The sequence below is a fragment of the Nocardioides massiliensis genome, assembly GCF_030811215.1.
In the GTDB taxonomy this organism is placed as follows: domain Bacteria; phylum Actinomycetota; class Actinomycetes; order Propionibacteriales; family Nocardioidaceae; genus Nocardioides_A; species Nocardioides_A massiliensis.
This window is the reverse complement of sequence record NZ_JAUSQM010000001.1, coordinates 127609-147856: the sequence shown is the minus strand read 5'-3', so window position 1 is coordinate 147856 and position 20248 is coordinate 127609. Positions and strand designations below refer to the sequence as shown.

At 67.9% G+C, this 20248-nt stretch carries 18 protein-coding genes, 1 pseudogene and 1 riboswitch; of the genes and pseudogenes, 14 read left to right on the top strand and 5 right to left on the bottom strand.

Annotated elements, in window-relative coordinates:
• The first annotated feature begins 510 nt into the window (after nucleotides 1-510).
• The 6 genes from J2S59_RS00750 (at nucleotide 511) to J2S59_RS00725 (ending at nucleotide 9910) form a co-directional block, all read left to right on the top strand.
• Entirely contained in the window at nucleotides 511-2256 is a 1746-nt protein-coding gene (locus tag J2S59_RS00750; protein WP_306824714.1) for a type I restriction-modification system subunit M, read from the top strand.
• The gene (locus J2S59_RS00745; RefSeq protein ID WP_181641457.1) at nucleotides 2253-3461 is read left to right on the top strand and encodes a restriction endonuclease subunit S; all 1209 of its coding nucleotides are present in this window, start codon (nucleotides 2253-2255) and stop codon (nucleotides 3459-3461) included. The genes J2S59_RS00750 and J2S59_RS00745 overlap by 4 nt, the downstream gene beginning before the upstream one ends.
• Before the next feature lies 1 nt (nucleotide 3462).
• Complete coding sequence (locus J2S59_RS00740) at nucleotides 3463-4422, top strand: DUF4268 domain-containing protein (RefSeq protein WP_068116708.1); 960 nt, start codon at nucleotides 3463-3465, stop codon at nucleotides 4420-4422.
• Nucleotides 4422-7547, top strand: coding sequence for a type I restriction endonuclease subunit R (locus tag J2S59_RS00735; protein WP_068116710.1), 3126 nt, complete (start codon nucleotides 4422-4424; stop codon nucleotides 7545-7547). The genes J2S59_RS00740 and J2S59_RS00735 overlap by 1 nt, the downstream gene beginning before the upstream one ends.
• 25 nt (nucleotides 7548-7572) lie before the next feature.
• A complete protein-coding gene (locus J2S59_RS00730) occupies nucleotides 7573-8703 on the top strand; it encodes a DUF3644 domain-containing protein (RefSeq protein WP_068116712.1) in 1131 nt (376 codons plus the stop codon).
• A 301-nt stretch (nucleotides 8704-9004) separates the two neighbouring features.
• Complete coding sequence (locus J2S59_RS00725; protein ID WP_246360067.1) at nucleotides 9005-9910, top strand: sigma-70 family RNA polymerase sigma factor; 906 nt, start codon at nucleotides 9005-9007, stop codon at nucleotides 9908-9910.
• A gap of 16 nt (nucleotides 9911-9926) precedes the next feature.
• Here J2S59_RS00725 and J2S59_RS00720 read toward each other — a convergent pair whose 3' ends face one another.
• Nucleotides 9927-11225 (bottom strand): PP2C family protein-serine/threonine phosphatase, encoded by a 1299-nt coding sequence (locus J2S59_RS00720; protein ID WP_306824713.1) that lies wholly within the window; start codon nucleotides 11223-11225, stop codon nucleotides 9927-9929.
• Between the two features lie 51 nt (nucleotides 11226-11276).
• Between J2S59_RS00720 and J2S59_RS00715 the strand changes: the two genes are divergently transcribed.
• Entirely contained in the window at nucleotides 11277-11657 is a 381-nt protein-coding gene (locus J2S59_RS00715) for an ArsR/SmtB family transcription factor (protein ID WP_068124143.1), read from the top strand.
• Entirely contained in the window at nucleotides 11657-12292 is a 636-nt protein-coding gene (locus tag J2S59_RS00710) for a cation efflux transmembrane domain-containing protein (RefSeq protein ID WP_068124145.1), read from the top strand. Before J2S59_RS00715 ends, J2S59_RS00710 begins: the two co-directional genes overlap by 1 nt.
• Before the next feature lies 1 nt (nucleotide 12293).
• On the opposite strand, the gene J2S59_RS00705 is transcribed toward J2S59_RS00710, so the two are convergent.
• The 3 genes from J2S59_RS00705 to arsM are packed head-to-tail and all read right to left on the bottom strand — an operon-like array spanning nucleotide 12294 to nucleotide 14601.
• Entirely contained in the window at nucleotides 12294-12731 is a 438-nt protein-coding gene (locus tag J2S59_RS00705; protein ID WP_068124134.1) for an arsenate-mycothiol transferase ArsC, read from the bottom strand.
• On the bottom strand, nucleotides 12728-13816 hold the full coding sequence (arsB, locus tag J2S59_RS00700) for an ACR3 family arsenite efflux transporter (protein WP_068124136.1): 1089 nt from the start codon (nucleotides 13814-13816) through the stop codon (nucleotides 12728-12730). The genes J2S59_RS00705 and arsB overlap by 4 nt, the downstream gene beginning before the upstream one ends.
• Nucleotides 13813-14601 carry an arsenite methyltransferase gene (gene arsM, locus J2S59_RS00695; protein WP_068124139.1) on the bottom strand — a complete coding sequence of 263 codons (789 nt, stop codon included), beginning with the start codon at nucleotides 14599-14601 and terminating at the stop codon, nucleotides 13813-13815. Before arsM ends, arsB begins: the two co-directional genes overlap by 4 nt.
• Nucleotides 14602-14658: 57 nt before the next feature.
• Between arsM and J2S59_RS00690 the strand changes: the two genes are divergently transcribed.
• On the top strand, nucleotides 14659-15003 hold the full coding sequence (locus tag J2S59_RS00690) for an ArsR/SmtB family transcription factor (RefSeq protein ID WP_068124141.1): 345 nt from the start codon (nucleotides 14659-14661) through the stop codon (nucleotides 15001-15003).
• A 27-nt stretch (nucleotides 15004-15030) separates the two neighbouring features.
• Here J2S59_RS00690 and J2S59_RS00685 read toward each other — a convergent pair whose 3' ends face one another.
• Entirely contained in the window at nucleotides 15031-16419 is a 1389-nt protein-coding gene (locus J2S59_RS00685; RefSeq protein ID WP_306824712.1) for an HNH endonuclease signature motif containing protein, read from the bottom strand.
• A gap of 85 nt (nucleotides 16420-16504) precedes the next feature.
• On the opposite strand from J2S59_RS00685, the gene J2S59_RS00680 reads away from it, so the two are divergent.
• The 5 genes and pseudogenes from J2S59_RS00680 to J2S59_RS00660 all read left to right on the top strand — a co-directional run bounded on the left by J2S59_RS00680 (nucleotide 16505) and on the right by J2S59_RS00660 (nucleotide 19859).
• Nucleotides 16505-17056: a DUF1697 domain-containing protein gene (locus J2S59_RS00680; protein WP_068123633.1), complete on the top strand. Its 552-nt coding sequence runs from the start codon at nucleotides 16505-16507 to the stop codon at nucleotides 17054-17056.
• Between the two features lie 164 nt (nucleotides 17057-17220).
• Nucleotides 17221-17955, top strand: a pseudogene (locus J2S59_RS00675) (DNA glycosylase AlkZ-like family protein); the annotation flags it as partial.
• Between the two features lie 26 nt (nucleotides 17956-17981).
• Nucleotides 17982-18410, top strand: a complete 429-nt coding sequence (locus tag J2S59_RS00670) for an HIT family protein (RefSeq protein WP_068123636.1) — start codon at nucleotides 17982-17984, stop codon at nucleotides 18408-18410.
• 69 nt (nucleotides 18411-18479) lie between these two features.
• Nucleotides 18480-19010 carry a Dps family protein gene (locus J2S59_RS00665; protein WP_068123673.1) on the top strand — a complete coding sequence of 177 codons (531 nt, stop codon included), beginning with the start codon at nucleotides 18480-18482 and terminating at the stop codon, nucleotides 19008-19010.
• Nucleotides 19011-19103: 93 nt separating this feature from the next.
• Nucleotides 19104-19859 (top strand): SDR family NAD(P)-dependent oxidoreductase, encoded by a 756-nt coding sequence (locus tag J2S59_RS00660; RefSeq protein WP_068123639.1) that lies wholly within the window; start codon nucleotides 19104-19106, stop codon nucleotides 19857-19859.
• Nucleotides 19860-20085: 226 nt separating this feature from the next.
• Nucleotides 20086-20247, top strand: a riboswitch (cyclic di-AMP (ydaO/yuaA leader).
• Nucleotide 20248 lies beyond the last annotated feature (1 nt).

The following is a 20248-nucleotide window of genomic DNA, read 5'->3' as shown; positions in this document are numbered from 1 at the left end:
AGCTTCTTGAGATCCCGACGCCGCCGAGGAAGCCATCGCCACCCGCATCCCAGACGGAAAGCGCTACTCGATGCGCTCGCCGGCTGGGAAGCGTGCCTGCTGCACTTCGAGCCCGACATCGACCCGCGTCATTGCATCACCTGCAACCGCGCGGCGGAGGTCCCCGAAGACCTCCCAGCCGAGTACGCCTGGGGACTGCGCGTGATCAACAACGCCGCCTGATCCACCACGAGGGGCCGGAGAGCGCATCTGCTCTCCAGCCCCTTCGGCGATCAAGAAGCTGCTGAATGCCCTCCCGTGCAGCGACTGCGCCGATCAGCAGAGCACCGACAGTCGGTACTGCTGGCCGGGACGAGACCGCAAGGACCGGCCCGAATCGGCGCGAGGGTTCGGCTGAGAGTTCTGCCGCGGTGAGTCAAGATGAGACAAGACGGTCCTGGACTCCTCCGCCTGGCTCCCCGGAGCCGCGGACTCCAGGGCCCGACCCCGACGCCCGTCGTAAGGACCATCTTGAGCGCCCTCGGAAGTTTCATCTGGTCGATCGCCGACCAGCTGCGCGGCCCATACCGCCCCAACCAATACGGCACGGTGATCTTGCCGTTCACCATCCTGCGCAGACTCGACTGCATCCTCGAGCCCGACCGCGACACGGTGAGGAAGCTGGCAGCGGAGCACGAGAACCCCAACCGGCTCAAGGTCGAGGTCACCAAGGCCACCGGGCGGCCGTTCTACAACACCTCGAACTATTCCTTCGCTAACCTCCTGGCCGACGCCGACGGGCTCGCGGACAACCTCACCGACTACGTCGACCGGTTCTCCCCGGACGTGGACGTGTTCGAGTACTTCGACTTCAAGAAGGAGATCCTCGCGCTCGAGAAAGCCAGCCTCCTCCGCGAGATCGTCAAGTCCTTCGGCGCCGTCGACCTCCACCCCGACAAGGTGTCGAACTCCGACATGGGCGACGCCTTCGAGTACATCATCCGCAAGTTCAACGAAGCCGCGAACGAGACCTCCGGCGACCACTACACGCCCCGCGACGCCATCAAACTGCTGGTCGACCTCCTCTTCGCCGAGAAGGACGCCGACCTCACCGAGGCCGGCATCGTCCGCACCCTCTACGACCCCACCGCCGGCACCGGCGGCATGCTCTCCCTGGCCGAAGAACACCTGCTCGCCCAGAACCCCGACGCCCGGCTCACCCTGTACGGCCAGGAGTACAACCCCCAGTCCTACGCGATCTGCAAGTCCGATCTGCTCGCCAAGGGCCACGACGCGACCAACATCGCGTTCGGCAACACCCTCACCGACGACGCCTTCAAGGGACGCCGGTTCGACTTCTGCATGTCGAACCCGCCCTACGGCGTGGACTGGAAGCAGTACGCCAAGGCCATCACCAAGGAGCGCGAGGAAGCCGGCCCCTACGGCCGCTTCGCCCCCGGCCTCCCGGCCACCTCCGACGGCCAGATGCTCTTTTTGCTTCACCTGACCCACAAGATGCGCGCCCCCGAGGACGGCGGCGGCCGGGTCGGCATCGTCATGAACGGCTCGCCGCTGTTTAACGGCGGCGCCGGGTCCGGGCCCTCCAACATCCGCCAATGGCTGCTAGAGAACGACCTCGTCGAAGCGATCGTGGCGCTGCCGACCAACATGTTCTTCAACACCGGCATCGCCACCTACATCTGGATCCTTGACAACAGCAAGCACCCCGACCGCAAGGGCAAGGTGCAACTCATCGACGGCACCTCGTTCTGGACCAAGATGCGCAAGAACCTTGGCTCCAAGGGCCGCGAGATCAGCGACACCGACCGCGCCGAGGTGCTCCGGCTGTACACCGACTTCACCGACGCTGACCCCGACTACTCCAAGGTCCTGTCCAACGACGACTTCGGCTACTGGACCATCACCGTCGAACGCCCCCTCCTCGACGAAGCAGGCAACCCGGTCGTCGACCGCAAGGGCAAGCCCAAGCCCGACACCAAGAAGCGCGACACCGAGAATGTCCCGTTCACCTACGGCGGCTCCACCGCTGGCGCCGCAGGTAAGACCGAGGTCATCCAGACCTACTTCGACACCGAGGTCAAACCCCACGTCCCCGACGCCTGGATCGACTGGACCAAAACCAAGACCGGCTACGAGATCCCCTTCACCCGCCACTTCTACAAGTACGTTCCACCCCGCCCCCTCGCCGAGATCGACGCCGACCTCGAGAAGCAGGTCGTCAAGATTCTCGACTTACTCCGGGAGGTGGAGGGGTGACGGCGTCGCCGCGAGTGCGCCTCAAGTACACGTGCGAGGGAGGCGGCGCTTATGGACTGAACATCCCGGCGTCGGCGTACGTGGACAAGGGCGTCCGGCTCCTGCGCACCAGCGACTTGGCCGGCGGCAAACTCGCGGCTGAAGATGGCGCGATCTTTGTGCCGGAGGACGCTGTCGAGCCTGACCACCTCCTACGGCCGAACGATCTCTTGCTGTCGCGCTCGGGCACAGTCGGACGGGCGTTTCTAGTTCCGGCGGACGCGGCAGGCATGGCCTACGCAGGCTTCCTCGTGAGGTATCGAACTGGACGGAAGGTCGTTCCGCGGTACGCGTACTACTGCACGCAATCGGCAGAGTTCCAGTTTTCCGTTCAAGCGGAAGCGATCACCAGCACCATTCAGAACTTCAACGCGGAGCGCTACAACAACCTGACCATCCCACTGCCGTCTCTGGACGAGCAGCAGGCGGTCGCCGACTACCTCGACCGCGAGACCGTCCGCATCGACACCCTCATCGAGGAACAACAGCGCCTCATCGAGTTGCTTGGCGAGCGTCGGAGCGGCCTTATCGAGCACGCACTTGTTAAGGGACTAGACCCGCAGGCAAGCACGGTACCGACGCCGGTGCCGTGGCTTGCGGGCGCAGAGGTCCCCGCCCACTGGCAGGTCACTCGTATTAGGTACGTCATCGCCGAGATGCGAGCTGGTGTGAGCATCACTGCGGAACAGATCGAACCGGAAGGGCCCTACAGGGTCTTCGGCGGCAACGGGGTTCGGGGATACACCGACTCGTGTACCCACAGCGGGACGTTCGTGCTGGTCGGCCGGCAGGGGGCGCTATGCGGCAACGTGCACCTCGTCGAGGGCGAATTCTGGGCGTCTGAACATGCCATCGTCGCTACGCCAGTCGCTGGTGTCGATCCGGTCTGGCTCACGCACATGTTGCGCTTGATGGACTTAGGGCAGTACTCGATGACTGCCGCGCAGCCAGGCATCGGAGTAGGTCAGATCTTGCCGCTCGCGCTACCGCTGCCTCGGCTACACGAGCAGCGGGCAATCGGCAGACATGTTGACGAACAGACCGCGAAGATCGACGAACTCATCGCAGAGACGGAACGATTCATCGAGCTCTCTCGCGAGCGACGGTCGGCGCTCATCACCGCCGCAGTGACCGGTCAGATCGACGTCCGAGACGAGGTAGCTTGAGATGACCGACCTCAGCAGACTGCAGGTGGTCCCGGTGCGGGACGTGTGGAAACACGAGGCCTACGACTTCACCCAGTGGATGTTGCAGAACGCCGACGTCCTCGCTGACGTGGTGGGCATGGAGCTCGAGCTCACCGCGGCTGAACATCCGGTCGGTGGTTTCTCGCTCGACCTCATCGGTCGGGAGGTCGGTACCGGCAATGTCGTGATCGTGGAGAATCAGCTCGGGCCGACCGACCATGGGCACCTGGGTCAGATCATGACCTACGCCGGGGGCACCGACCCGCAGACGATCGTGTGGTGCGCGCCGTCGTTCCGAGACGAGCACCGAGCGGCGTTGGACTGGTTGAACGAGCGCACGGATGAGAACACCCGCTTCTTCGGCGTCGAGATAGCAGCCGTGCAGATCGACGACAGTCGACCGGCCCCGTTGTTCCGTCTGGTGGCGCAACCCAACGAGTGGACGAAGCAGGTCCATGCCGAGACCTCTGCGACACCGTCGACGGAGCGCGAGCTCATCTATCTGGAGTTCTGGACCGAGCTGTTGCGTCGGATCCGCGACCGGCACCCCGACTGGACCCGTTCGGTCAAGGGCGCGAAGGGCAGCTGGATCACGATGCCGTTCGGATCCTCGATCGCGTGGTACTCGCTGGTCTTCACCCGGAACGGGCCGCGGGTCGAGCTCTACTTCGGTTCTTCTGATGCGGAGGAGAACCGCCTCGGCTTCGAGCGGATCGCGGCCTGCCGCGACCAGATCGACACCGACTTCGGCGCCCCGGTCTCCTACGACCCGCTGCCGACGAAGAAGGCCTGTCGTATCCATGTGGACCGCGCTGAGGGCGGCGACGTCATGGACCTGGACACCCACGAGGAGCTGATGGACTGGTTCATTTCCACGATGGAGCGTTTCCGCGCGGCGACGCAACGTGCGCGGGTCGCGAGCGAGTCGGTGATCTCGTGATGGCCGGCCATCACGAGGTCGCCTTCGAGGCCGAGATCTGTGAGCACCTCCAAGCCCACGGCTGGCTGTACTCGGTGGACGACGCCGGCTACGACCGGGAGCGGGCTCTGTTCCCGGAGGATCTGTTCGCCTGGCTGGGGGAGACACAGCAGGCGGCATACGAGAAGGCCCTGAAGGCGGCCGGGTCACAGGCGAAGTTCCTCGACGTGCTGACCACGGCGCTGGACAAGCCGCTCGAGCACGGCGGCGGCACGCTGAACATCCTGCGCAACGGGGTGCAGTACATCGGCGGCGGCCGGTTGAAGTTGGCCCAGTTCCGCCCCGAGACCACGCTGAACGCGACGACCAACGCGCACTACGCGGCGATGCGGGTGCGAGTGATGCGGCAGGTGCACTTCTCCACCGCCGACCAGCGCAGCATCGACCTGGTGTTCTTCGTCAACGGACTCCCGGTGGCCACCGTCGAGCTGAAGACCGACTTCACCCAGTCGCTGGACGAGGCGATCCAGCAGTACCGCAGACACCGCAATCCCATGACGAACGGGCGACCCGAGCCGCTGCTGTCGTTCGGGCACCGGGCATTGGTGCACTTCGCGGTCTCTAACGACTTGGCTGCGATGACCACCAAGTTGGAGGGGGAGAAGACCCACTTCCTGCCGTTCAACACCGGCTACGACGCCGGGGCGGGCAACCCGCCCGGCGCGGCCGGGCGCTCGGCGACGGCGTACCTGTGGGAACGGGTGTGGGAGAAGGACGCCTGGCTCACCATCATCGGCCGGCTGATGCTGGTGGAGACCAAGGAGGAGTGGGACGTCGCCACCGGCACCTCGGTACGGCGCACCACCATGTTGTTCCCTCGCTTCCACCAGTGGGAAGCGGTCACCAACATCGTGGCCGCGGTCACCGAGGAAGGCGTCGGGCAGCGGTATCTAATCGAGCATTCGGCTGGGTCAGGGAAGACCAACACGATCGCGTGGACTGCGCACCGGTTGGCGCGGCTGCATGTGGACAACGAGAAAGTCTTCGACTCGATCATCGTGGTCGTCGACCGCACGGTGCTCGATGGGCAGCTGCAGGATGCGGTCCGGCAGCTCGACGGCAACAAGATCGTCGCCACCATCAGCCCCGAGGACGTCCGCAAGGCAGGCGCGAAGTCGAAGTCGAGCCTGCTGGCGACCGCGCTGAGGAACGGCGAGCTAATCATCGCGGTGACGGTGCAGACCTTCCCCCACGCGCTGGAAGAGATCCAGTCCGACGCAGGACTGAGGGGCAAGAAGTTCGCTGTCATCGCCGACGAGGCCCACTCCTCCCAGTCCGGGCAGATCTCCTCCAAACTCAAGCAGGTTCTGACGGCCGAAGAGATCACGGAGATCGAGGACGGCGGCGAGGTCGACGTCGAGTCGATCCTGGCCTCGGAGATGACCGAGCGGGCGGAGTCGCCCAACATTTCCTATCTCGCCTTCACTGCCACGCCGAAGAACAAGACGCTGGAGCTGTTCGGCCGCAAGGGTCCAGACGGCAAGCCGCGCGAGTTCCACCTGTACTCGATGAAGCAGGCGATCGAGGAGGGCTACATCCTCGACGTCCTCAAGGGATACCAGTCCTACGAGACCGCCTTGAAGATCGCTGGCAACGCTAAGTCGGGGGAGGAGGTGGAGGAGGGCGCGGCCCGCAAGGGCCTGATGCGGTGGGTGCGGCTACACCCGACCAACATCAGCCAGAAGGTGCAGATCATCGTCGAGCACTTCCACGCGAACGTCGCCCATCTGCTCGAGGGCAAGGCCAAGGCGATGGTGGTGACCGACTCCCGCAAGGCCGCGGTGAAGTACAAGAAGGCTATCGACGCCTACATCGCCAAGCGGGCCGCCGAGGACGCCTCGTACAACTACCGGACCCTGGTGGCGTTCTCCGGGGCGGTGCGGATGGACGAGGACGAGGTCTGGGGCGAGGACTGGGGGCCGGCGCCGGACAAGGACGACGAGTTCACCGAGGCCAACATGAACCCCGGCGCCGGCGCTGATCTCGCGGCGGCGTTCAAGGGCGAGACCTACAAGGTCATGCTGGTCGCCAACAAGTTCCAGACCGGCTTTGACCAGCCGCTCCTGTCAGCGATGTACGTCGACAAGAAGCTCTCCGGGGTGACCGCGGTGCAGACCCTGTCGCGGCTCAACCGCACCCACCGCACCGCGTCGGGGGAGCAGAAGCGCAAGACGTTCGTCATCGACTTCGTCAACAAGCCCGAGGACATCAAGGCCGCGTTTGAGCCGTACTTTAAGAACGCCACCCTGGAGACCGAGACCGATCCCTACGTCGTGGTGCACCTGGCGACCAAGCTCGCCCAGGCCGGCATCTACACCGAGGACGACGTCCGCAAGGTCGCCGAACTGTGGGTCACCCGCAAGGGCAACAACGCACTCTCCGCCGCGATCAGTCCGGCACAGCACGACTTCGCGCGCCGCTACGCCCGAGCGCTCGAGGCGGACGACAAGGTCACCCTGAACACCCTCGATCTGTTCCGCAAGGACGTTGGCACCTACGTGCGGCTCTACGACTTCATGAGCCAGATCGTCGACTACGGCGACCCCTACCTGGAGATGCTGTCCATCTACCTACGCCTGCTGGAGCGGGTCATCTCCGAATCCACCGTGTTCGCCGAGGTCGACCTCACCGACGTCGTCCTGGTCGGCGTCAAGCACACCAGGAGTGCCGATGTCGACATCTCCCTGACTGGCGACGGGCAGCTCAAGGGCATCAGCGCCGCCGGGACCGGTGCGAAGAAGGAACCCAAGTACGTCGCCCTGCAGGTCGTCATCGACAAGATGAACGACCTGTTCGGAGCCGACTCGTTCGCCGAGTCCCAGATCCGCGAGTTCGTCAACGGGCTCGTCCAGCGGTTGCTGGCCTACCCGGACCTGGTCAAGCAGACCCAAGTGAACTCCAAGAAGCAGTTCCTGGAGTCCCAGGACTTCCAAGCTGCCGTCACCGAAGCCGTCATCGACAACCAAGGCGCCCACAACGCCATGGCCGACTACTTCTTCAGCGACGGCCCCGGAGTCCACGGTGTCATTTATGCGCTGGCGGACGCGTTCTACGAGGCCGCGATCGACGAGCCTGCCACCTCGTGACGCGTCGACCATTACGGTCCTGTCCATGAGGGTGACGGCGAGGAAGCTGCACGGTAAGGCGCTATCGTCCATGCGAACGGCGATGACCGCGTTCAACAGCCCACACGACGACGGCCGGGCGACTGTCGTGCTCCTTCACCTTCAGCATTCCTTCGAGATGCTCCTCAAGGCAGCCCTGTACCAACGCGGAGCCAAGGTCTTCGACAAGAAGACCGGCCGCAGCATCAGCTTTGACGCGGCGATCAACCAAGCTCGTCAACTCGCTGGCCTGAAGGTGACGGAGGACGAAGCAGGCACCCTGCGCGCGGTCGATGCCCTGCGGGACGACGAGCAGCACTGGTTCAACGACGTCTCGGAAGGCTTGCTCTATCTCCACGCTCGCGCCGCCGTGACACTCTTCGATGAACTCCTCTATCGCGCGTTCAAGCAGCGGTTGGCCGACCACCTGCCCAACCGAGTACTTCCAGTCTCGACAGAGGCCCCCCAAGATCTGCTTACTCTCGTGGACAGCGAGTACGCCAACATCGCCGAGCTGCTCAAGCCTGGGCGCCGTGCACGCGGGGAGGCCAGGGCCAAGATCCGCACCCTTCTCGCACTCGAGGCTCACGTAGCCGAGGACACAAAGGTCAGCGATTCAGATGTGGACCGTGTAGAGAACGGCATCAAGGCCGGGAAGTCGCGGCAGCAGGTGTTTCCCAAGCTGACCCCCCTCGCGGCTGACATCAGCGGGGAGGGCCTCACGGTCAAGGTCAAGATCGTCAAGCACGCTGACGCGCTGCCGGTCAGGCTCGTGCGCGAGGGTGAAGACGATGCCGAGATGGATGCCGCGGCAGTTCGCGAAGTGGATCTACAGAAGAAGTACCACTGGCCCGCCCGCGATCTCGCGGAGAAGCTGCGGATCTCCGCCCCAAGGGCGGCGGCGCTCCGCGAGCATCTCGGGATCGACGACGATCCTCAGTGCGTACACGTCTTCGAGTTCGGTTCGCAGAAGCATTCGCGCTACTCGGACAACGCACTCGCGCGCATGCGGGATGCCGTCAGCTCGCAGAACATGGACGCGATCTGGGAGTCCCATGGCGCCGGCCGCCGTACCAAGCCCCGTCCACCTTGCACTCAGTCGCAGTGCGCCCGCACGCAGCGCCAAGAGGTGTCTTGAACCGCCCCGGCGAGTCCGGAGACTTTCGGATGAGGATGCGTACGGGGTGCGCTTTGGACCGATGCTGGCACCCTGCCGACCGGCTCCAGGCGACATCTCGGAGGGCGTGTGCAAACTTCGTGCACTTCGTGTGCAGGCGACTGAGCGAGCCTCGTGAGAATCCGCTGTTTGCGCTCGAAAGGTGATTTCGGGGAAGCCTTCACCACAGCCAGCACCCCCTTGCGACGAAGGGCCCTGACCTCGCGGTCGGGGCCCTTCGTCGTGCTCGCCCGTCGGCGCCGCTCACTGTCATGCTCTGCTCGTGACGACGTACGACGAAGGCGGCCTGGGCGCGACGGACCGCACGGCTGCGTTCGAGACGGAGCGGCCGCGCCTCGAGCGGCTCGCCGCGCGGGTGCTCGGCGACCCCGCCGAGGCCGAGGACGTCGTACAACAGGCCTGGTTGCGGTTGCACGGCACCGACGCCGACATCACGAACCTGCCTGCGTGGCTCACGACCGTCACCACGCGGCTGTGCCTGGATCGGCTGCGGGCGAAGGTGCCCGTGCCCGAGGAGGTGGACGAGCGCCTCGAGGGGGAGGTCCTCGCCGCGGGCGAGGCCAGCGACCCGGCGGACGAGCTGGCGCTCGCCGACACCGTCGGGATCGCGCTGCAGGCGGTGCTCGACCGGTTGAGCCCGGGGGAGCGCGTCGCGTTCGTGCTGCACGACAGCTTCGGCTTCGACTTCCCGACCATCGCCGGGATCCTCGACACCACGCCGGCGGCCGCGCGCAAGCTCGCCTCGCGGGCGCGATCCAAGATCGTGCAGCCCGCCCCGGAGGACGGGTTGGCGAACTGGGAGGTCGTCGACGCCTTCCTCGCCGCGGCCCGGGGCGGTGACTTCGACCGCCTCCTCGGCCTGCTGGCGCCCGATGTCGTCGTCACCGGGGACGTCTTCGCCATCGCGATGGGCACACCGGAGCGGATCGCCGGGGCCTCGGAGGTGGCCGGCTTCTTCAACGGCGCCGCGAAGGCGGCCTTGCCGGTCTTCGTCGGCGAGCATCCCGGGGCGGCCTGGATGCAGCACGGCGAGGCGCGGGTGGCGTTCGACTTCCGCGTCGTCGACGGCCGGGTCGCGAGCGTCGATTTCCGCGCCGACCCGGACGTGCTCGCTCAGGTTCGTTCGCGCCGGGACGGCGAGGCCCGGGGCAGGCCGGCATCCGCGTGACGCGGGGCGCCTGTCGTCAGCCTTCCTGGCGACCCGGGTCGAGCGCGCGCCGTCCGGTCTCCGACAACGGCGGGGGCGTGCCGTCGGCTCCCCTCGGGCCGTGCCACTCGACCAGCAGCAGCGTGGCGTCGTCGTCGAGGTGGCCCGCCTGGTGCTCGAGCAACGCGTGGATGACCCGGCGCAACGTCTCCGGCGCCGGCAGGTCGGCCGCGAGGTTGCGCGTGACCAGGTCGACCAGCCGCTCCTGACCGAAGAACGCGCCGTCGGGGGAGCGCGCCTCGACCACACCGTCGGTGTAGAGCAGCAGCAGGTCACCCGGCTGCAGCTGTTCGACCGTCACCGCGGCATCGTGGGACCGGCCGAGCTCGGAGTGCAGGCCGAGCGGCAGCAGCGGCTCGATCGCCAGCTCTCGGACGAGTCGGCCGTCACGGAGCAGCAGCGGGGCGTAGTGACCGGCACTCAGCGTGGTGAGCACGCCGTTAGCGGTGTCGAGCTCACACAACAACCCCGTCGCGAAGGACTCGACGCGGAAGACCTCGTTGACCGCTTGTTCGATGTGGGAGGCCGTGTCGACCAGGGACTGCCCGGACCGACGTGCGTTGCGATAGGCAGCGATGACCAGACTGATCAGCTGCGCGCTCACGATGCCGTGGCCCATACCGTCGAAGACCGCGAACTTCGCGGTGCCGACGTCGACGGCATAGTCGAGCGAGTCCCCGGCGACCTCGTAGGCCGGTTCCAAGCCGCCAGCGACCGTGACCGCGTGGTTGGCGAAGGTCAGCGGCGGCAGCAGGGACCACTGCACCTCTGCCGCCAGCGTCATCGGTTGGGTACGGCGGACCCGCACGATGCTGTCGCCGTACGCGGTCTTGGTCACCACGAGCTCGGCAGTGACGGAGGCGAACCGCTGCAGGCGCGCCATCCCCGCCTCGTCGGCGAGCGCGGTGCTCGGCAGGGTCATGCCCAGGACCCCGACCCGCTCGACGCCGTCGATGAGCGGCAGCCAGACCTGGGCCCGGTCCGACTCGGGCGTCGTGCCGGACTGGCTGAGCCGCTGCATCTGCTGGAACGCGCGTCCAGCCAGGGTGGCGTCGATCTTCAGCGGGGTCCGGTCGTGCAGCCCACCGCCGGCCTCGGGGTCGAACGGCACCAGCACGCGCTGCTGCAGGTCAGCCAGGAAGATCGTGGCGTCGCCAGCGCCGAACATCGCAGCTGACTCGGCCACCATGGCCGACAGCTGGTCCGGAGTGGCGACGTGGGAGCAGTGGATGAGGTGGTCGAGGCCGTCCTCGAGACGGGTCAGCCATGCGTCCATGGCGCGAGACTACGGGGCACAGCCCAGGTGCGCTAGCATCGTCACGTGACGATGAAAGCGGCTACCGACAGTGATTCGCCTGTGGCAGCACCCGGGAGCGACCTCGCGTCCGCGGCGGCGTTGTTCCACGGGTTCTCCGACCCGACCCGCTTGGCGATCGTCCAGCACCTCACCCTGGGCGAGCACCGCGTGGTCGATCTGACCGCCCACGTCGGTCTGGCGCAGAGCACGGTCTCCCAGCACTTGGCCTGCCTCAAGGACTGTGGCTTGGTGGCGTCGCGCCCGCAGGGCCGCGCGTCGATGTACTCCCTCGCCCAGCCCGAGGCAGTCCTCGGCCTGCTGGCGGCGGCCGAGCGACTCCTCGGCCTCACTGGCGACGCGGTGGCCCTGTGTCCGACGTACGGCACCGGCTCACGGCGGAGTGGCTCCTGATGGCTGCGCACGTGCACGCCCCCGACACCCTCACCGCAGACGATCGCGCCCGCCTGGGCCGGCGGGCACAGTTGCTGGCCGGGACATCCGTCGTCTACAACGTGGTCGAGGCCGTCATCGCGGTGATGGCGGGTCTCGCAGCAGGGTCCGTCGCGCTGGTCGGGTTCGGGCTCGACTCGGCGGTCGAGGTCTCCAGCGGGCTGATCATCCTGTGGCAGTTCCGCCACCGGATGCCGGAGGCCCGCGAGCGCCAGGCGCTGCGGCTGATGGCGATCTCGTTCTTCGCGCTCGCGGCGTACGTCGCCTTCGAGTCGGTGCGTGCCCTGGTGACCGGCCACGACCCGGAGACCTCGCGGGTCGGGATCGGCTTGGCGGTGGCCTCCCTGGCGATCATGCCCTTCCTGTCGTGGGCGCAGCGACGCACGGGCCGCGCCCTCGGGTCCAACGCTGTCGTCGCCGACTCGACCCAGACGCTGCTGTGCACCTACCTGTCGGCCGTCCTGCTCGCCGGGCTTCTGCTGAATGCCGCGCTGGGCTGGTCGTGGGCAGACCCCGTGGCCGGTCTGGTCATCGCCGCCGTCGCCGCCCGCGAAGGACGCGAGGCCTGGAAGGGCGAGAGCTGCGGCTGCGCGTAGCTCAGCGCAGGACGGACGAGGTGGGTCCGGCCTCGCCGGTCAGCTCCGCGACCAGCCCGCGCACGCGTGCGTCGAGGTCGGCCACGATCCGGCGTACGGTCTGCTCGTCCTGGCCACCCGGGTCGTCGACCGGCCAGTCGCGATAGGTGACGCCGGGGACGTAGGGGCACTCCTCGCCACAGCCGAGAGTGATCGCGAGATCTGCGCCGGCGATCATGTCGCGGGTGAGAAGCGTGGGCTGCTCCTTGGATGTGTCCAGCCCGAGCGACTCGAGGACCTCGGCTACCTCGGAGTGGATGTGTTCACCGGGTTGGGTCCCGGCCGACAGCGCCGTGATCCGCCCCTGTGCGTAGTGCTCGGTCAGCACGCGGGCGATGACGGATCGGCCGCCGTTGCGGACACAGGCAAAAACCACCGTAGGCACGTGTCGGGCGGTCATCGGAAGACTCCTGGAGCGGTATCGGTGCGGAAGAAACGACGCGACCAGAGGCTCACGTAGATCAATCCGACGAGCACGGGCACCTCGATGAGCGGGCCGACGACCCCGGCGAGCGCCTGGCCGCTGGTGACGCCGAAGACCGCGATCGCGACGGCGATGGCGAGCTCGAAGTTGTTGCCGGCGGCGGTGAACGCGACGCTGGTGGAGCGTGCATAGCCGAGGCCGAGCCGATGTGCCAGCAGCATCGACCCCGCCCACATGAGGACGAAGTACAGCAACAGCGGTACGGCGATGCGGGCCACGTCGAGCGGTTGGCTGGTGATGGTGTCGCCCTGGAGCGCGAACAGCACCACGATGGTGAACAGCAGGCCGTACAGCGCCCACGGTCCGATGCGCGGCAGGAAGGTGTCCTCGTACCAGTCACGCCCGCGCCGTCGCTCACCGATGCGGCGACTGAGGTAGCCCGCCGCGAGGGGGATCCCGAGGAACACGGCGACGCTCCCGGCGATCTCCCACGGTGACACGTCCAGGCCGGTCGTGGACAGGCCGAGCCAGGCGGGCAGCAGCTCGAGGTAGAACCACCCGAGCAGCCCGAACGCCAGGACCTGGAAGATGGAGTTGATCGCGACCAGGACTGCGGCTGCCTCACGGTCGCCGCACGCGAGGTCGTTCCAGATGATCACCATGGCGATGCAGCGGGCGAGACCGACGATGATCAGGCCGGTGCGGTAGTCCGGGAGGTCCGCCAGGAAGATCCAGGCCAGGGCGAACATCAACGCCGGTCCGACCACCCAGTTCAGGACCAGGGACAGCCCCATCGTCCGCCGGTCCCGGACGACCGTGCCGAGCTCGTCGTAGCGGACCTTGGCGAGGACCGGATACATCATCACCAGCAGGCCGAGCGCGATCGGCAAGGAGATCGACCCCACGGTGATCGCGTCCAGTGCGTCGGCAATGCCCGGCACCCACCGTCCGGCCAACAGCCCGGTCACCATCGCGAGGCCGATCCACACCGGCAGGAGCCGGTCGAGGGTCGACATCTGCTGCGCGACCGGCGTGGCGGCAGGACTCCTCGTGGTGCTCATGCGATCGGCTTCGTGGCGCGCACGATCGCACCGTGCATGCCCGGCGCCACCTCGTGGGTGAACTCGACCTCGACGTCGGCGAAGCCGGCCGCCGCGAGGCCATCGACGTACTCGCGGTGCGACAGCGCGCCGGCGATGCAACCGACGTACGACCCACGCTCCGCGCGCTCGTCCGGCGTCAGGTGGTCCTCGGCGACGACGTCGGAGACGCCGATGCGCCCACCGGGTACGAGGACGCGGGACATCTCGGCCAGCACGCGGGGCTTGTCGGCCGACAGGTTGATCACGCAGTTGGAGATCACGACGTCGACAGACGCATCAGGCAGGGGAACCTCCTCGATCGTGCCCTTGCGGAACTCGACGTTCGTCGCGCCGGCCTTGGCGGCGTTGCTGCGCGCGAGCTCGAGCATCTCGTCGGTCATGTCGACGCCGTAGGCGAACCCGCTCGGTCCCACCCGGCGTGCTGAGAGGAGTACGTCGATCCCCCCGCCGGACCCGAGGTCGAGAACGCGCTCACCCTCGCGCAGGTCGGCGACCGCGGTCGGGTTCCCACACCCCAGGCTGGCGGCCACCGCCTCCGCGGGCAGGTCCTGATCGGCGTCGTCGTACAGCGCGGCGCCGAAGGTGGGATCGAGGTTGGTGGTGGCTTCGCCGGCACAACAACCGACGGTGTCCTGCAGGTCGTCGTTGAGCTCGGCGTTGGTGGCACCCTGCGCGACGGCTGCTGCCGCCTCGGCGTACCTGGCGCGGACGGCTTCACGCACCTCATCGGGATTCGTGGTCACGCATCGAGATTCCTCGATGAATCGACGATTGTCAATACGTGACGTAGGGTCGACCCCATGAGTCAACCGCTCCCGCTGCGCGACCCGGCCGCTGCGTGCTGCGCCTCGGTCACCGGGGGTGCGCTCGAGGTCGAGCAGGCCGAGCAGCTCGCGCGGGTGTTCAAGGCGCTGGGCGACCCGACGCGGGTGCGCCTGCTGTCGCTGATCGCCGCACAGCCCGAACGCGAGGCGTGCATCTGCGACCTCACCGAGCCGGTCGGACTCGCGCAGCCGACGGTGTCGCACCACATGAAGCAGCTGGTCGACGCTGGCCTGGTCGCCCGCGAGCAGCGCGGCCGCTGGGCCTTCTACCGCGTCGTCGACGACGCGCTCGTCAGTCTCAGCGCGGCGCTGCGCCCCTGATGCTCGGTGCTCGCTCGGCCGCTCGCGTCAGGCGGCGAGGGCGTAGCGCTGGGTGCGGGTGAGCAGCGCGCGGAAGCGGAGTGCGGCGAAGGTCTTCATCCGGTGATGACTTCGGCACAGGCAGTCGAGGTTGGTTGGTCGGGTCTGGCCCGGTGGCCCGCCCTTGTCGGGTGGGAGGTAGGGATCTCGGTGGTCCTTGTCGGCTGCGCGAGCTGATCGGGTGCAGCCGGGAACGATGCACGTGCCGTCGCGCAGCGTGACTTGCTCGGCCATCCAGGTCGGTGGGTCGTGTGAGTCGACGGATGCGTCGTTGCTCATGTTGATCACCGGGGTGAGCTTCACGTCGCGTCGCTGGAGCCACTGCTGCACGAGGCGCAGGGTGGCGGGGCCGTAGCGTTCCATCCGCGCCCCATGATCGGCCCCGGTGTGTCCGCCGGCGGTGGTGAGGAAGGCGGCGAGGTCGTCGGCCTCGAGGTGGACATAGACGGTGGCGGGCTTGGTGGCGCGGAGCTGCTCGGTGTCGAGGAGCTCGGCGGCAGCGTGCGGGTCGGCGAGGATCCCGAGCGCGGTCGCACGCAGTGCCTGGTGCGGCGCTGGCTCGCCGTCCTCGGGTGTGAGGCGGCGCAGGATGTGGGCGACTTTGTCGAGGGTGGCGTCGAGGGCTTCGGCGTCGGGTGCGTCGAGGCGGGCGAAGACGTCGGCGAGGGCTGCAGAACCGGTGAGGTTGTCTCTGTTGAGCCAGACGCCACGCTTCTCCTGGGCGGCCGCTTCGCGGCGGGCTGCCTCGTCGGGATCGCACAGCAGCAGGGCTTCGGTGACGATCTCCTCGGTGGCGGCCTTGGTCAGGCGCCGTTTCGACTTCGCGATCAGCTCGTCGACCTTGCTCGCGACCTCCAGTGACAGGCTCATGGTCTCGTTGGCGATCTGGCGGGCCTGGAACGCGGGCACCTGCGCGGTCACGACGCGCTCCCACAGCCGTGGCAGCCGGTGGGCCAGCTCGATGGCTTGGCCCATGATCATGCGTCCGGTGTCCGGGCCGGCGCCCAAGGCGACCGCGAACTCCAGCGGCGCGTGCTCGTGGACCAGCGGCGCTCCGGGACCGGCCAACGCGACCATCCGGGGACGCTCGGGGTCGGTGCCCTCCACGACGGCGACGTCACGCATCCGCTGGTAGCGCTGGGCGATCCTGGCCGCGGCAATGAGCTTGTCGGTGGCGAACTTCGCCGCATAGGCGCGCTGGCGTTCCATCAGCTCCAACAGCTCCGGGGCTTCCCAGGAGTCGATGTCGGTGGGGTCCAGGACGATGGTCTCGTCGGACTTGGACGGCGCAGCGTCGGGCGGGGGCGGCCCCGCGTCCCAGAGCTCCCAGAAGTCCTCGAGGAGGTCCTCCTCGAAGATGCCGTCGTCGTGATCCATCTCACTATTTTAGAACACCAGTGCGACAGCCGCAAGGGTCGAAAACAAGGTGTGGAGAAGCGTGTGCGGCCGTAGGCTCGCGCGCATGACGTACGTCGTCCTCCTGCGGGGCATCAACGTCGGCGGTCGCAACAAGATCGCGATGGCCGCGCTGCGTGAGCACCTCGCGCAGCGGTTCCCCGGGGTGCGCACCTACATCCAGTCCGGCAACGTCCTGCTCGACTCCGAGCTGCCGGCCGCCGAGGTCGCGACGTGGATCGAGGAGAGCCTGCCGCAGGCCTTCGCACTGGACTCGAGCCTCATCCGTGCCCTCGTGCTCGACGAGCAGCAGTACGCCACTGTGTTGGCGGAGGCGCCCGGGGACTTCGGTGCGGACCCCGACGCCTACCGCTACGACGTCGGGTTCTACCTCGGGGTCGGCGCCGACGACGTACGTCCCTACGTTCCGATCAACCCCGAGGTCGACGAGGTCGCCTTCGGGTCCCACGCCTTCTACTTCCGTCGGCTCACCGCGCTGGCGACCCGGAGCCGGCTCAACCGCGTGATCGGCTCACCGGTCTACGCCTCGCTGACGATCCGCAACTGGCGCACGACCCAGACCCTGGGCGAGATGCTGCGCGCGACACCGCGCCGGTGACAGGCTCCGCGGATGGGTGAGCCGATGCGCATCCTGAGCCGCACCGACGCCCGGCGGCTCGCCGTACGCGCGCAGCTGCTCGCGGCCGATCGTCCGGACGATCTCGAGGAGGTCGTGCGCCGCCTGACCCTGCTCCAGCTCGACCCGACGAACGCGATCGCTCCCAGCGCCGACCTCGTGCTGTGGAGCCGGCTCGGGGACGCCTACGACCCCCGCGACCTGCGCGACGCACTCGACGAGCTCCGCCTGGTCGAGCTCGACGGGATGGTGCGCCCGGCTGCCGACATCGCCCTCTATCGCGACGAGATGGCGCGGTGGCCGGGTCGCGGGGTCGCGACAAGCTCTGGGACCTCGCCGAGCGCGTGTACGCCGTCAGCCCGGAGGACGCCGTCCCGTACGCCGAGGCCCTGCGCGAGCGCGGCCGGCGACGGCTCGCCTCGCTCGGCATCGCCCGGGCGAAGGGCCAGAAGATGCCGCTCGAGCCGGTGGACGTCGGCGCAGTGGGGGAGCCGGCGGTCGTCGACGGCGTACCGGGGGAGTGGCGCATCGCCCCCGCCTTGCTCGACACGTCCTTCGAGCCGCGCGCAGCACTGCTCTCTCCCTTCGACCGGCTCGTCTACGACCGCAAACGCGTGCTCGAGCTGTTCGGCTTCGACTACACGCTCGAGATGTACAAGCCGGCCGCGAAGCGGCGCTGGGGCTACTACGCCCTCCCCGTCCTGTATGGCGACCGCCTGATCGGCAAGCTCGACGCCCGTGCTGACCGCGACCGCGGCGTCCTGGTCGTGAACGCGCTGCACGAGGACGGCGCCTGGTCGCCCCGTGAGCGCACCGCGGTGCAGGACGAGATCGCAGCCCTCGCACACTGGCTCGGGTTGCGGGTCGCCGAGCCGGACTGAGCCTGTCGCGGTGGCACGCTGGGTCCATGCCAGCCGCGGACTCCTGCCTGTTCTGCCGCATCGCCACCGGCGACGAGCCGGCCAAGATCGTGCTCGACGAGCCCGACCTGGTCGGCTTCCTGGACGTGCGCCCGGTCATCAAGGGCCACGTCCTGCTCGTCCCGCGAACCCACGTGGTGACCTTCCCCGACCTGCCGGACGAGCTGCGCGACGGGTTCTTCGAGGCCGGCCAGCGCGTCGCCCGCGCGGTGGTGGCCGGACTCGGAGCACAGGGGTCGTTCGTCGCGATGAACAACGTCGTCAGCCAGTCCGTCGCCCACCTGCACCTGCACGTGGTCCCGCGTACGAAGGGCGACGGTCTGCGTGGGTTCTTCTGGCCCCGGCACGCCTACGACGAGGGCGAACCGGCCGCCTTCGCCGACCGGTTGCGGGCGGCGCTGGAGCCGCCGAGGTGAGCCTCCACTAACTGAGGCAAGGCTTCCTTTCCTGGAATGATTCCAGAAAAGGGGGGTACGATGTCGGACATGACGACACGGACTGAGAACACCTCCGCCCAGCACACCGCGACGCCGGCGTTCACGGCCGGGCGCCAGCTCGCGGTCCACCTCCAGCAGCTGCACGTCGACCTCATCGACCTGCACCTCCAGGGCAAGCAGGCCCACTGGAACGTCGTCGGCAAGAACTTCCGCGACCTGCACCTCGCTCTCGACGAGGTCGTCGACGCCGCGCGTGAGTTCTCCGACCAGATCGCCGAGCGGATGCGCGCGCTCTACATCGTTCCGGACGGCCGGGCCAAGACCGTCGCCGAGCAGACCAGCCTCCCGGAGTTCCCGATGGGCGAGGTCGACACGGCGGAGTGCGTCGACCTGATCGTCGCGGCGCTCTACGCGACCGCCGGCACCGCGCGCCGGATCCACGACAACGTCGACGCCGAGGACCCGACCACGGCCGACATCCTGCACACGATTCTCGAGCGCGTGGAGCAGCTCGCCTGGATGATCGACGCCGAGAACCGCGTCGCCAACCAGAGCCGCCCGGCCAACATCACGGCCTGAGCTCCCGCTCGTCCGCACCACCTGTCGAACCCCGTTCCCGCGTTGCGTGGGCGCGGGGTTCGATGCGTGTCCGGCCTGGATAAGGTCGCGCCCATGACGCGTTTTGAGGACCGAGTGGTCATCGTGACGGGCGCTGCCCGCGGTATCGGGGCGGGCACGGCCCGTCGCTTCGCGCAGGAGGGCGCCGCGGTCGCGGTGCTCGACCTCGACGAGCAGCAGGCGGTCGCCACCGCCGCCGACCTCGGCGCGAGTCGCGCGATCGGCGTCGGCTGCGACGTCGCCGACGCCAGCTCGGTGGAGGCCGCCGTGGCCCGGGTCGTCGAGGAGCTCGGCGGGCTGCACGTCCTGGTCAACAACGCCGGCATCACCCGCGACAACCTGCTGTTCAAGATGTCCGAGGACGACTGGGACTCGGTGATGGGGGTCCACCTCAAGGGCGCCTTCCTCATGACGAAGGCCGCTCAGGCCCACTTCGTGGAGCAGCGCTACGGCAAGGTCGTCAACCTGTCGTCGGTGTCGGCCAACGGCTCGCGCGGACAGGCCAACTACTCCGCCGCCAAAGCCGGCGTGCAGGGGCTGACCCGCACGCTCGCGATCGAGCTCGGCCCGTTCGGGATCAACGTCAACGCCGTCGCCCCGGGGTTCGTCGTCACCGAGATGACCGACCAGACCGCCGCCCGCCTCAAGCTCAGCCCCGAGGACTTCCGCGCGGCCGCCGCCGAGCAGAACCCGGTCCGCCGGGTGGGCTACCCCGAGGACATCGCCGCCGTCATCAGCTTCCTCGCCAGCGACGAGGCGTCGTACGTCACCGGCCAGACGGTGTACGTCGACGGCGGGGCTGCTCTTTGAGCCCCGGACAGTTCCCCCGTCGCAGTGTGATGTGGGTCGCCCGGATCGAGTGACGGCGCTCATGCGCTGAGCGTGATCGACGCCTGTCGCTATGGCGCAGGCCACGGTGCCCGACATGTGTCGGTTTGGGAATCACCGGCCCTCTCTGTCTAACCTCACCGAGGCGCTCACGCGTCCATCAACTCAACAGCCGGTGCGATCACGCCGAGTCCTGCCCGATCCGCACCGGTCCCTGTCGCCGAACGTCACGACTTGGGCAGGAGTGGGGGACCCACTTTTTCCGTGTCCGGACCCGTCCGGATCACTCGGGGTGAAGCCGCACTGCGGCAGGGCAACCTTTCCCGCCCTAACCCGACAGCTCACCTCACAGGCGTGGGACGAGGAACCTC